Below are 12,910 nucleotides of genomic sequence, written 5' to 3' on the forward strand. Positions count from 1 at the left end.
GTGAAAACCTATACAACAGCGGCAGTAGAGCTGATTTCGGCGTTGGTCTGTTTTTTTCCAGCGAACCGCTCGACAATCTGTGCCGCATTCAAATCGTGGATAACATTAATCAGCGTGGCTGGTGCATCCGTAATCGTGCCCAGCACCACCAGCATCGGGATCGCTTCCATCGGTAGTCCTAGCGTGGTGACAATAAAGATCTCTCCCAGAAACGCACCACCCGGTACGCCGCCGACGATAATGGCGGAGAGGACAGCAATCAGCATTGTCAGGAAGAAAGTCTCGGTGGTGAATTCCATTCCCAGCACGGAATAGATAAAGACAATTTTCAACGCGGCAATCATCGCCACGCCGCCTTTATTGAGATTGACCAGCAGCGGAATGGACACATCAACGATTTCCGGGTTAATCCCCATCGCTTTACCGGCGCGCAGCGTAACGGGTAGCGTACCCAGTGAAGAACAGGTGCCCAGCGCAGTTGCCGAAGGTTCAATCGCATTACGCCAGAAGGCTCTGACCGCAGGAATTCCGCCACCGATGTATGAATAGAGAATAGAGCCGAAAATGAAGTAGACCAGCGTGGCAACCATAAACAGGCCAATCGCACGGGCAAAGGTTAACAACAGGGCAGAATCCTGACTGGCCATCGTTGCGGCGAAATAGCAGCCAAGGCCTATCGGTGCCACTTTCATAATGATTGAAACGATTTTCATGATGACGGTATTGGCATCTTCCAGCAGCAATGCAATACGTTTACCCGCCTGCTCCGACTGCCCAATCGCAACGCCTGCAATAATCGCCATTACGATCAGCGCCAGAATATTGGACTTTGAGAACAACCCGATAAAGTCATTCGTGGTGATCATACTGACAAAATCCATCTTTCCACTGCCCGCCTGCACGGATTGTGAGAGATCGATAGTGACGCCCTGCGCGGGGTTATACCATAGCGCCAGCGCCACAATCCCGGCAGCAGGAATAAAGGCCATCGAGATAGAAACAATGAAGATAATCGCCATAATACGTCCCAGCCTTTTCAGGTCGGTCATACTGGCGATAGAAGACATGACGCTGATCCCTACCAGCGGCACAATAATCATAAACAACAGGTTTAAAAATATCTGCCCTATTGGCTGGAGTGTACTTGCAAACGTTGGGGCGTATATACCTAACAACCCACCAATAACCAGTGCAATTAATAAAATAATAGAAGATCTGTAGGGTTCAAGTCGTGACCACATAACCGGTACCTTTTAATTAAAATTATATTAAATGAGATTAAATTCACAATTTGATGACTTTCTTTTTCGCCTCCTTATATTTTGTGACGTAACTCACTTAAGTTGCTATTTTTTCATTTTGCCAGCAAGTTGTTTCCTGTGATTCAATAGTTACATGTTTAAAATGCGAATGTAACGGCCTATTTGTACCGTTTTTGCAAATCACTTGTGAATAAAAGGAAAGTATGGGGACGCCGATTTCACTGAAGCATTTAGAGTTTTTCGTCAAAATCATCGATTGCGGAGGATTATCTGAAGCGGCTACTCAGCTTAACGTATCGCCTTCAGCGGTAAGCAAAAGCCTGACGGCCATGGAGGATACGCTGGGTACAACATTAATTAAACGTACCACCCGCAGTATCACCTTGACCGATGCCGGGCAATATTTATTTAACCGCGCCAATAAATTACTACAAGAATTTGATGAAACTCTGAATATAACATCCGGTTATTATCACCGCCCACATGGTGAATTACGGATAACCTGTTCTATCGCTTTCGGTTATTCCCGCCTGGTGAATCTGGTGGATAAATATCGCTCTCAGTTTCCGGATGTGAATCTGTATATCGATCTCAACGATAACTTCGTCAATCTTAACGAAACAGATTTCGACATCGCGCTGCGCATCTCAACTGCACCACCGCAAAACTACGCAATGCGCAAGCTGGTGCCAATCCGCTGGGCATACTGCGCATCGCCCAGATACCTGGCTAAAAAAGGGATGCCCCAGCGCCGTAGCGACCTGGTGGATCATGATTGTCTGGTTTACCCTGGCCTCACGCCGGTGCTGAAGGTCGCAGACGAACAGGATCGCCTGCACCAGTTGAAACTAAATATGCCAATCCAGGCCAACAGCAGCCTGGTGCTGTTGAAGGCGGTATTAGAAGATCAGGGCGTGGCGTATTTACCCACCTATCTGATTGGTGATCATATTCAAAAAGAAGAACTCACCCCGCTGATGCTCGACAGTATCATCACCTGCGAAACCCACGCCCTGTATGCGCTGTATTTTCCCAGCAAGTACAGTAACCCCAAGGTACGATCCTTTATTGATTTTATGGTGGCGGAACTCGGTCCTTTACCCGTATGGGACAACTGGATCCCGGGATGATTTCTCCGCCCTAAAAAATGGCAGGCTCCCATTAAAGGGAGCCGTTAACTTGCCAGATGAAACATCCTGTCTGGTGATAAAACGTTATTTATAGAGAGTCGCGGTTCCGTACACGCCCTGGTTATTATCGAAAGCAGAAGTGACTGTATAGGCGCTTGCGCCTTGTTGAGTGGCTTCAGCACGCAACTTGGCGTCCAGCTCATCAATGGTGCTGGCTTTTGCTGAAACTGAGCCCATCTCCTGTTTTAGTGTGGTCCCGTTTGGTAGCTCCTGGGCTGGGGCGGCTTGGGTGATTAAAGGGAGTGCAGCAAGGGTGACTACCGCAGAAAAATACAATAACTTTTTCATCATCACATCCTCATTAACTGAAATACAAAATAACCATTTAAAGTTTAGGTGTAATGAGGGAAGTGAGGAGTTCTGTTGGACAGATTGGACTCAAAATAAATGCTCTTCAACTATGCCGATCCGCTTAGAAAACCAGTGTCCATGCGATATCCCTGTGATCCAAGAGCCGCTGAGCAAAGCGAATAGACACGAGAATCAATTGTAAGTATCCGTTTAAACGGACCATACACTTTTAGATATTATCCGACATACTGATAGTGTTCTCAGGAGATCCTGTTTAACGGCTATTTCAAGGCAGGAGACAATCATTAGCGACTTAGTCTCTTTTGCAGTAATGCTGACAACATTACTTATCTTTAGCTTTAACGACACTGCATACGCGGCGGACAAAGCAGCTGTGGCGGCGGCTTTTTCGCAGAGTTCAGCCATGACCGATCCCATTATTCTCTCCCTGCAACATTTTGAACAAATCCAGTCATACCAGGTTACGGTGCGCTCCCGATCGCCTCAGGATGAACCTAAAATCATTCGCTATAGCTATCGTAAACCGGGCTATGTACGGATGGATTTTACTACGCCACATTCCGGCGCCGTCCTCATCTATAACCCGTTCAGTGGCAAAGTTAAGTTGTGGCCATTTGGATTGGGAACATTTCCTGTTTTGAATCTGTCGCCAACAGATTCACTAATACAAGATGGTAATGGTCATCGGGTGGATCAATCAGACTTAGGCGTTCTGCTGAATAATATTCGTCGTCTGCAACATGGCGGTACAACAGCCACTATTGGTGACGAGATAGTAACGGGCAAATCGACATTGCACTTATCCGTGGCCGGCCCTGAGGGAAAGACCGTCGATGCTGTTCACCAATATGAGATTTGGTTAGATAAGCAATCTGGATTTCCCATCAAAGTAGTCAGTTACGCCCCGGATGGAAAATTACTGGAAACCGTCTTCATGGATGCAATGGTTATCAACATCCATTTCCCCTCTGCTTTTTTCGCGCCGTAATGGGAGCTTTGCTCTATGGCTGACTATAAATTTTGCACCATCTGGCGGGTCGAAGCTTCTGTATCGGAGGTATGGGATATTCTTTGCCATCCGGACCTGTGGCCTGAGTGGTGGGGAAGTCTGGAGCAGATTATTGAGTTAAAGAAAGGTGATATTCAGGGGATTGGCGCTTTGCATCGTTATACCTGGAAAGGTGTGCTCCCCTATCGCATCACCTTTGATATCCATGTATTAAATATTACGCCCTTTTGTCTTTTAGAAGGGGAAGCCAGTGGCGAGGTTGAAGGACGTGGAGTATGGTCTTTTTCTGACAATGGAGTGGATACAATCGTCAGGTATGACTGGAATATCCGGACTAACACCCGATGGATGAACTACCTCGCGCCGCTGGCAGCACCCATTTTCCGCTGGAACCACCATATGGTGATGCGCGATGGAGCAAAAGGGCTGGCCCGCAAATTAGGGACTCGTGTCGAAGTATATTGATGAAGCGACTCTTTCAAAAATAAGAGGTAAATAATCTTTGAATACAAATAATTATGGTCAGACCGTTGGCTTTTCCTTACCGGACTGGCAGCCTGCACCTTTCCCTAAGCAGTGCATAATTCGCGGCCAACATTGCCATCTCTTACCTCTTGAAATCAGCCATTGCGAAGCCCTTTTCGAGGCATTTTCTGTGGCAGAAGATGACAGAGACTGGACCTGGCTTGGCGCAGAAAAGCCAGCTTGCTTACAGGACATGATGTTCTGGATTAAAAATAAAATCGAAGACCGCAACCTGGTGACATGGGCCGTGACAGAGATAAAAAGTGCCCGTCCGGTTGGGGTTGTCTGCTTTAACAATATTGATACGGTTAATGGTGTGCTGGAAATAGGGCATGTTACCTGGTCACCACTTATGCAACGAACCGTACTGGGAACGGAAGCCATTTATCTTTTGCTGAAGAATGCCTTCTGCATTGGCTATCGTCGTGTTGTCTGGCGCTGTGATTCACTAAATCTGGCTTCAAGAAATGCTGCCGAAAGAATGGGATTCATATTTGAAGGGCGATTCCGTCAAGCTATGACCCGTAAGCAACGTAACCGTGATACTGACTGGTTATCTGTTATCGATATTGAATGGCCGGTCATAGAAAAGGCTCTTACAGACTGGCTTTCGCCTGATAATTTTACGGAAGACGGTACGCAGAAGCTGAAGCTTGAAACTTATTTTCGCAGCAACAAACCTTGAACCACTTATTTTGTCTTCAAGGTAAGCAAGACGGCCTTTCCGTAGTACGGCGAGTGTGGACGGGCCGTCATGAAGAATGAATGGAAACTGCCGCTGGAGGTAAAAGGTCATTGATGATATTGGTGAAGTGTAATGCATTCACTTAGGGACAGAATAAAGGTCCGTAATTCCAGCGATTATGCCCCCTTTTCGCTTATGTTTTTTCCAGAGTATGCGTAGTCCTCTTTTGGCACCAAACAGGAAAAATAATGCCATCAGACTGCTATAAGCAAGGGGGTGGACTTGATTGTATGGGAAGATTAGGTTCTCTGTAGCTTCATATGCAACAAAGGGTATGGCCTGCCCTGGCCGTCAACTTCAGAACGACCTACAGTTTCAAAACCATGTTTTTTATAAAAGGTAACAGCCTGAGGATTCTGTTCGTTTACGTCGAGCTCATCAGCACCTTGCTCGTCGATAGCATGTAACAGGAGTAATTTCCCGATGCCTTTTCCGCGTTGACCTGCATCCACAAAGAGCATTTCAATGCGGTTTTCGCTTACCCCTGTAAAGCCCACGATCGAACTGTCACAGCTAAGACGAGCGCACGTAATAGTCAGGCCTGGAAGATACGTATGCAGTATCAGGGGGCATAGCGCCTGAATATCCTGTTCCTGTAAAAAATCATGCGTAGCACGTACGGATGATTCCCAGACCTTCAGTAATATCGGGTAATGAATTTGGGTACCCACTTCCATATTTATCATGATCTTATAATCCGTTAATTGTCATCGTATCGCCATGATAGCTGTGTGATATTATTTGTCACTGTGTGGCGTGCATTTGCTCAATGGTATAAGGCCTGTTGAAGAACATTCGTCTCCAAATACATATCCTGGAATTTTCAGACCTCCAGATAAATCCCATATTGTCTTAACCCAATCAATACTAACTTCAACAATCAAGTCATTGATCGAAAATGAAACTTCGTCAGGATCCAATATCGGGACATTTGGTTGTAATTTGCCCCCGATAAATTTCACATCAAATAGCAATCGATAATCCGCTATAGCTTTGTTGAGAACATATAGGTCCGGGCCACAAAGATGGACCATGACAGAAAACATTCCATCCTCATCCTGATTAGGATGGATACCGACGTCGACTGACTTAGCTTTTTCTGGAAGGTTAGTCTTGATCTTAAAGATCATATCGACTGCACTTTGTGTGTAGCCTTTTAACGTGTCTTGCAACACTTCTCTGTATTCAGTCTCCGTCAAAGCTTATGTCTCCCTAATTTTTTCTCATCACGCTGATACATAAATGGCTAAGGTTGTTAAGTTTTCCTTAATCGTAATCAGCCCTACATAATTTATCATACTTCGTCGCTGCAACTTCCGCTCCTGGCACGCAGCGGACAAATGCAGGGCACTGGAGTGTCGGCTTTGAGCTGTGAGTTCAACTAATGGATGCAACACACCGGTTAAATCGCTCTGCGGGTGACTCAAAGTCTAGTTTTTTAATCGCCTAGGTATCATCAGCTTGCTAAATAATGTGAGTCGAAAAATCGTTATAAATTCAGGTGTTAGTGTTTATAAACGTAGATCACTAAACTTTACAGTGTTTACTGTTCCGTTGCGCCTAAATCCCCTGCTATCGTTCAAGTTTCGGCATTATCCAGTAAAAGTGGGAACATCCATGGACAAGAAGGCCAAAAACATACTTTTTAAAACCTACTGGGGCAGCAACGGCTGGCTTTCCGAACGGGAGACAAAACCTGAGGACTTCGTCTATGCAAAGGGTCAAGGTTTGATGTTTAACCCCGTGAGTATATCGCACGATGTATGCATCAGCGAGATTCTGGCATGGGTAACGAAAATCTCTTCGACGAAGGCGGCTCAAGCATTTGTGTCTAGCCTGTCGACAAGGAGACTTGATTGGCGGTCTGGCGTAGCCTCATACCACCTTGCGTGCCAGATGGCCCTTCATCGCTACACGCCTGTTGTTAGTGGAAATGGCTACTTTCCTGATGGTACGGTTGCCACCACAAGCTATACATGCGCTGTTTGTCGTGATGTGGTGCCAGGCCTCACAATAGGTGATGACAAATATACTGATGAGGACCTCAATATCCTCAACTTCGAGCGGATCAAATGGGGAGGGGTCCGTCACGGCCAGTTGATCTACACGTGGTTTGATTTGCAAGAATTGGCTCACGCCGACATCCCTGCTCCGACGGATGAGGACGTACTCATCCTCCGAGATATCCTTGCGATTATTGAATCTAGCCAACCTAACGACCATGCTGGTGCATTGGAAAAGCGACTGGCTAGCGTTATAAAGTCCTCAAAGAACGAACGACGAGTGATCATCGACATTCTTGCCCACTTGGGCGTGCTCAAACCTGCGTCATTCGATCGACCTATTCACGGAAAGAGCGACTGGTCGGAGGCAGCGGCATGTTGGCGTGGTCAAGACAAATTTGATTGCGAGGCTGTCAGCAAACAGTTCGGCAAGTGGCTGCGTAGCTGACATCCACGACCAACGATTTCTGACACCCTAGTGCCGCTTTAATTAGAGCGGCCTACCTCCAAAGCTGCGAAAGTAACCATTGAATCTGCACGTCAGGTTTAAGTACACATCAAGCTGACGTCAGGATAAACAGCAAATACTGTCAGATTAAGGTTATTTTCTTATTTTCCAGACGCATCAAGAAGAATGTCGATGAATCTAGCCTGACACTATCGTTCAAAAAATATACTTAGCGTACGTTTCCGCACAGTTGGGCTTCAAATCCCTTACTCATGGAAAATAAATGCTGGTTAGCCATAAAAATGAACAAATAAAAAGCATCTGCTATAAAATATCAGCATGCATTCCGTTTTGAACTCAATGGAGGTGAATGAGATGGTTGATGAAAACATGCTAATTACTAATAGTCATGAGCTTGAGCAACTTTACGGTGCAGTAGCAAAACCTTCTTTAACGAAGGTGACGGACCATATTCATCCTGCCTACCGCCCCTTTATTGAGGCATCAACATTTGTGGCGCTTGCGACATCGGGACCGGATGGCCTGGATGTATCGCCAAGAGGTGATCCTGCAGGCTTCATTCACATTGAGGACGTTAAAACTCTACTTTTACCCGACCGCAGGGGTAATAACCGCATTGATAGTCTGCGCAATATTTTAAATGACAACCGGGTTGCGCTTCTCTTTTTAATTCCCGGCATTGGCGAAACTTTGCGTATAAGTGGGACAGCTGAAATACGTAAAGACCCGGCTTTGCTTGATAAATTCGCAATCAATAATCAATCCCCCAAAACGGTGTTGCGCATTTCAGTGGAAAGCGTTTTTTTCCAGTGTAGTAGAGCAATCATTCGCTCAAAACTCTGGGATCCTGCCACACAAATTGAGAGGAAGGCCCTTCCCAGCACCGGTAGTATCCTGAGTATGATTTCACAGTCAGAAATTGATGGTTTGGCTTACGACGAGGCCTTGCCGGAGCGATTGAAAAACACACTTTACTGATTGTTTCGGAAATGTGTCCCCGATACAGGGAGTGCTTAGCTGCTAACAGAAGAAAGCAATGCCACTACGAGAGCAGCTTGTACAATCTCTTAGTAACGTCCGCTCCTGGCACACAGCAGACCGTCAAAACTCATGGTCCACGGCAGAATCCAATCGCCCGCTCAGGTTTATCTAAGCAGGCTTTATTGTTTTTATACCCACCCAGACAATCTGGTTCTGGTTTCAGAGCAGCAAAGAAGCTAAATGGGTTTCAAAGCCGCTTCATTTCTATGAATGATTACCACACCCCTCGCCTCTTTTACTTTCCGCGAATTTTTTTGGGCGCATACGCATTGGTCTGCTAATCGGTTTACGTGTATTTGGGTCAAAGTAACGACTCGGCCAGATATCCTCAGCAGGAACATCAATCGCTTTGCTGATTAACATTTCGCCTTTTGCCCACGGGCGGGAGAGTGCATTTGCAAGCGTTGAAGAGCTCAATCCTGACTGACGGGATAAAGCTGCCAGTGAAGTGCCTTTTTTACGCAGGGCAGCGATGATATCCGCAGGATGCCAGTCGTTTTGAGTAGTCAATAAGATAAGACTTTTGGGTAACGTCATAAATATTCTCCAGGAGAAAAATTGTATGTGTTCCCGATGTGATATTCAGGCTGCGAAACCTGGCTGCGGATTTTGCCGCAGCGGCGCTGACTATACCGTAGCCGTTAGTGTTAACCAACCCACTAATGAGTAAGTTGCGAGTCGTTTTCCAAAGATATTTTGGTTGTTGCAGCAGGTCACATTGATGACTTTGCTACGACCTGGCTCCGCGATCGCCCCTCTTCTTCCTGATATGATAGATTCCTCCCAATGGAGCATTTCACTATCTAGAGTTATCCCGCAATGTCGAATAATCGAGCGCCGGTTTTTAAAGTTTTATCGCTGATGATAGTTTTAGCAGCCGCAACCTTTTTAAATGGCTGCGTTTACCATGATTACAACAGTCCGCATATCGAAGGTGTTTTAACCAGGCAAGGGCAACCGTTGGCTAACGTCAACGTTTCATTAGCCAATTCGGCGCAAATCATGCAAACCACCACGACTGATTCGAAGGGTTACTTTTCACTAGCGCCAAAAGGTGAATGGAATGTCTTTATTCCCATTGGGCCGCAAGACCGTTTCACTCGCTGGTCGGTGATTATTGAGCAGGGTTCAGAGACACTCACCGGATATCAAGATTCAGGTATTGGCGGTGTTTTCTCAGGCTATTCATCTAACGATCGTGTTTCGCTGAATTGTGATTTATCACAGGCAAACATAAAAACCGATGAGTCGGAAGTACATTATTTTTGCAAGGTGCAGACCAGGGAATAATTATGAAGCTTCGTTCTATCATGGGCATATTGCTTATCTCTCATTCGCTGCTCATTTCTATTTCATATGCGAAAACAGCGACCGTTACATGGAGTGATAATGCAGCCGTTGCTCCTGTTCGTGACTGTCGTATTCCGCTAAGAAAACTCTTAGCAAGCAGTAACCAATCTATGATTGCCGCCGAACATCCCAAAGCAACCGATCTGGATGTCCTTATGGAGAAACACGATGACCGCAAGGAAATGTGGTTTATTCAAATCATCAACGTGCGGCAGGCGCATGCAGATTCAGCCCCTGGCGCCGGGCATTATGGTTGGGTTGTCTACAATGAAAAAACGGGGGAGTTGTGGGATGAACGCGATCAGGAGCACCCGCAAAAGCTCACCACGGATCCTGCCGCATTAGAAAACTACCGCATGTGCAAGATGCAAGATGATCGGTGCTTTCAGGCAAACCAAAACATGACGGATGATCCGACAGGAGGTTTCTACCCTAACGCCTTTGAAGTAGAGGGGGACTCGAGCGTTCGCTATATTGCCAGCCAGGAAAAACGCCAACACCTTTATTGGGCACCGAACAAAGAGTGCACCGTAAATGCATTTGTTGTGAATAACGACAAAATACTGGCGCTATCATGGGGGCAACAACCGGGCTTTATCTGGAGTCGTTATGTCCATCCTGTCACCAAAAAAATTATTGAAGGATGGTTACCTGAAGAGGTCGTTAAAACAAAAGAGCAAATTTGTAATACCGCTAATCAACAGGCAACCGGCGAAAATGCAGCACCCATAAATTTTGTTATACGCACAGTCTCTAACCAACATCAGCGCCTCTATTTTTATGATGCGCCAAATGAAATTTGCCAGAACAGCACGAATGCTTTTCTTATTGATGGGGACAAAGTCCCCGCGTCGGATAAACCTCCGCAGGCAGGTTTCACTTTTGTGCGTTATACCCATCCTTCAACCCAGAATGTCACCAGTGGTTGGGTTCATACCCGTGGTCTGGTTCAACCTTAAGAGGCTGGTATTCACTACAGTGAAAACCCATATGTATATAAAAAGAAAAATACGAATGATGAGTCTCTTGCCGCTCTGCATCCTGATATCACTCCCCCTGATATCAGCAGCAGCAGATGTTGGCTTAAGCACAATAACCTTGAAAAATCCTACTTATAATCAAAAAGATAACCAGGATTACTACTACAATGGACCGTACTTTTTGATCCCCGGCACAGTCAACGAGGTCAGACAAAAACTGACTCAAGGTTTCCAGAATGCAGGGCTGGGTGATTTTCAATGGAAGGATGATTCTGACGTACTGTCCAAAATGGAACACCCGTGGCTTGAAGCCAGTTTCGCCAACCATCCGGAGTTAAAAAAAACCATAGATCAGGCGACTACTGCATTAGTGGACAACGCTCAACAGGCTGGTGCCTTCAGTGCCAGTGAAAAGGCAGAACTGCTTCAGGCTATTCCGAAGCAAGATAAAGACTATGTGGCACGACTTGAGCTTGCTAAGGCGCCGTTTTTCGAACAACGCATTAGCCGCTGGGAATTCAAACGGTCAGTGTCAGCGCGCCATTCAATCCTGCATGAGGACTTCGGTTACGTGATGGACGTATCCCCTATGTTAGCTCGCGGCCCGATGGTACTGGTCTGGTATGGCGGTCTGGAAACCAAAACCGAAAAAACGTTCAAAATGTTCAGTGGCCTGGGCGGAATAGGCCCAATTCCCGATCCCCACATTCAAACCACTAAAACGACAACAAGCGCAATAGACCAGGCGCTGCAACACAGCCTGAACAATTCGCTGGCAGACATGCAAGTACTGCCCGATGCTGAAGCCATGTCTATTATGCAACCGTGGTTCACTCAGGAAAAAGAAGCTCCACAAAACGCACAGCCAGAGGTGCCAGAAATAGCCATCACTGGCAATCCAACCACACCGGCCCCTGTTTTCGATGTCCCCGTCAGTAAAATCCCCGAGTTTTCAGGTAACGATCCCGAGCAGTTCAAAATCTATAGCCAGTCCTTTGAAGACTGGCAGATGCTGCTATTGCCCGATGATCAACTGATCGTATCAACATTCGCTAAAATGCAATCATTTGATTTTAAAGAAAATAAAATCAAGTTATTGCACAATTTCCAGGGGCAATCCGCCATTACCTCCCTCAAACTTGATGATACCGGCAGGTTATGGGGGCTGGACAAAGTCACCTCGTCGGCCAACGGCGAGCAACCCGGCGTAATCTATAAGTTACTTTCGTGGACACCTGATGGTAAAAAAAGCCGCGAGATTGCGCTCCCTGGCGTACGGCAGGCATTTTTGGAAAACTGGTTAATCAATCCGGGGGAAAACGTCGCGCTTTGGAGTAGCAATGACAGCCCAGTTTTTAACCTGTCCCTCAAAAAGGGGGAACTGATGAGCAAAGCAGGGATGGTTGAATCACGCGAAGCCGCGATAAGGCTGGTGAATTCATCTAAATCGCGAAGCCTCACCTCCATTAAATTTAACGACAACCTGGTTTGGCGGCAAGACTGGGGCGGATATGGTCTATCGGCTGAAACAGGGCAAGTCGTCCAGAGTGTCAAAACAAACGTTGATGGGATGTTCTTTGGTAGCCTGGAATCCAGATGGGGACTCGCTCCGTCAGAAGGTTCAGCTTACCAGGCTAACCCCATTTTTATCATCAATCTGGATAGCGGATTACCTTATCTGAAATTCGACAAACCCGTGTCCCACGTAGCGCGCACGGCTCACGGAAGATTATTGGCCCTGGATACCACTGTTCTTGAGATGAAAAGCGGGACGATTATTGCACAACTGGTTCCTGATACAGGTTACACCGTTGCTGCAAGCACCTTTAGCTGGAAAGGCGACAAATTGTGGGTCTATTTAAAAAATAACGACGGCGTTGAAAAAGTGATGATCTGGGATGTACCGGAATCATTGCGTGATGCCGCTTTGGGCAAGTCCTATCCCGATCAAGCGAATCTGGATACTTCCGCCGGACAGTGGCGCTAAAAAGTACCGGGCTTCTTTATTCTCAACGGCTTCGGGT

General features: G+C 46.5%; 14 protein-coding genes. 9 read left to right on the forward strand and 5 right to left on the reverse strand.

Translation table 11 applies throughout. The annotated features are described in order from the left end of the window. Positions 1 to 8: 8 nt before the first annotated feature. Positions 9 to 1,241, reverse strand: a complete 1,233-nt coding sequence (locus tag EC843_RS05420) for a dicarboxylate/amino acid:cation symporter (RefSeq protein WP_064545391.1) — start codon at positions 1,239 to 1,241, stop codon at positions 9 to 11. Positions 1,242 to 1,465: 224 nt separating this feature from the next. Between EC843_RS05420 and EC843_RS05425 the strand changes: the two genes are divergently transcribed. Continuing rightward, positions 1,466 to 2,392 (forward strand): LysR family transcriptional regulator, encoded by a 927-nt coding sequence (locus tag EC843_RS05425; RefSeq protein ID WP_064545389.1) that lies wholly within the window; start codon positions 1,466 to 1,468, stop codon positions 2,390 to 2,392. A gap of 84 nt (positions 2,393 to 2,476) precedes the next feature. Here the strand turns inward: EC843_RS05425 and EC843_RS05430 are convergent, their stop codons facing one another. Beyond that, entirely contained in the window at positions 2,477 to 2,740 is a 264-nt protein-coding gene (locus EC843_RS05430; protein ID WP_064545387.1) for a DUF1471 domain-containing protein, read from the reverse strand. Between the two features lie 427 nt (positions 2,741 to 3,167). On the opposite strand from EC843_RS05430, the gene EC843_RS05435 reads away from it, so the two are divergent. From EC843_RS05435 to EC843_RS05445, 3 genes are read left to right on the forward strand one after another with little or no spacing between them, the layout of a single operon-like run. Next, positions 3,168 to 3,752, forward strand: a complete 585-nt coding sequence (locus EC843_RS05435) for a DUF1571 domain-containing protein (protein WP_232886870.1) — start codon at positions 3,168 to 3,170, stop codon at positions 3,750 to 3,752. Between the two features lie 15 nt (positions 3,753 to 3,767). Next, the gene (locus EC843_RS05440; protein ID WP_121815364.1) at positions 3,768 to 4,238 is read left to right on the forward strand and encodes an SRPBCC family protein; all 471 of its coding nucleotides are present in this window, start codon (positions 3,768 to 3,770) and stop codon (positions 4,236 to 4,238) included. A gap of 37 nt (positions 4,239 to 4,275) precedes the next feature. After that, positions 4,276 to 4,983 carry a GNAT family protein gene (locus EC843_RS05445; RefSeq protein ID WP_133521837.1) on the forward strand — a complete coding sequence of 236 codons (708 nt, stop codon included), beginning with the start codon at positions 4,276 to 4,278 and terminating at the stop codon, positions 4,981 to 4,983. 299 nt (positions 4,984 to 5,282) lie between these two features. On the opposite strand, the gene EC843_RS05450 is transcribed toward EC843_RS05445, so the two are convergent. Both EC843_RS05450 and EC843_RS05455 read right to left on the reverse strand, forming a co-directional pair. Continuing rightward, positions 5,283 to 5,729: a GNAT family N-acetyltransferase gene (locus EC843_RS05450; RefSeq protein ID WP_064545378.1), complete on the reverse strand. Its 447-nt coding sequence runs from the start codon at positions 5,727 to 5,729 to the stop codon at positions 5,283 to 5,285. A gap of 51 nt (positions 5,730 to 5,780) precedes the next feature. Continuing rightward, positions 5,781 to 6,242, reverse strand: a complete 462-nt coding sequence (locus EC843_RS05455) for a DUF6389 family protein (protein ID WP_064545376.1) — start codon at positions 6,240 to 6,242, stop codon at positions 5,781 to 5,783. Between the two features lie 418 nt (positions 6,243 to 6,660). Here EC843_RS05455 and EC843_RS05460 point away from each other — a divergent pair, with 418 nt between their 5' ends. Next, on the forward strand, positions 6,661 to 7,494 hold the full coding sequence (locus EC843_RS05460) for a hypothetical protein (protein WP_133521838.1): 834 nt from the start codon (positions 6,661 to 6,663) through the stop codon (positions 7,492 to 7,494). Positions 7,495 to 7,869: 375 nt separating this feature from the next. Then, positions 7,870 to 8,493, forward strand: a complete 624-nt coding sequence (locus tag EC843_RS05465) for a pyridoxamine 5'-phosphate oxidase family protein (RefSeq protein ID WP_064545372.1) — start codon at positions 7,870 to 7,872, stop codon at positions 8,491 to 8,493. 267 nt (positions 8,494 to 8,760) lie between these two features. Here the strand turns inward: EC843_RS05465 and EC843_RS05470 are convergent, their stop codons facing one another. Then, positions 8,761 to 9,093: a helix-turn-helix transcriptional regulator gene (locus EC843_RS05470; protein WP_133521839.1), complete on the reverse strand. Its 333-nt coding sequence runs from the start codon at positions 9,091 to 9,093 to the stop codon at positions 8,761 to 8,763. Between the two features lie 282 nt (positions 9,094 to 9,375). Between EC843_RS05470 and EC843_RS05475 the strand changes: the two genes are divergently transcribed. Genes EC843_RS05475 through EC843_RS05485 form a run of 3 tightly spaced genes read left to right on the forward strand, consistent with a single transcriptional unit; the run spans position 9,376 to position 12,873 of the window. Further along, a complete protein-coding gene (locus tag EC843_RS05475; protein WP_241939767.1) occupies positions 9,376 to 9,846 on the forward strand; it encodes a carboxypeptidase-like regulatory domain-containing protein in 471 nt (156 codons plus the stop codon). A 2-nt stretch (positions 9,847 to 9,848) separates the two neighbouring features. Next, positions 9,849 to 10,865: a hypothetical protein gene (locus EC843_RS05480; RefSeq protein WP_133521840.1), complete on the forward strand. Its 1,017-nt coding sequence runs from the start codon at positions 9,849 to 9,851 to the stop codon at positions 10,863 to 10,865. A 55-nt stretch (positions 10,866 to 10,920) separates the two neighbouring features. Further along, a complete protein-coding gene (locus tag EC843_RS05485) occupies positions 10,921 to 12,873 on the forward strand; it encodes a hypothetical protein (RefSeq protein ID WP_133521841.1) in 1,953 nt (650 codons plus the stop codon). Positions 12,874 to 12,910 lie beyond the last annotated feature (37 nt).

The organism is Buttiauxella sp. JUb87 (assembly GCF_004361975.1).
Lineage (GTDB): Bacteria > Pseudomonadota > Gammaproteobacteria > Enterobacterales > Enterobacteriaceae > Buttiauxella > Buttiauxella ferragutiae.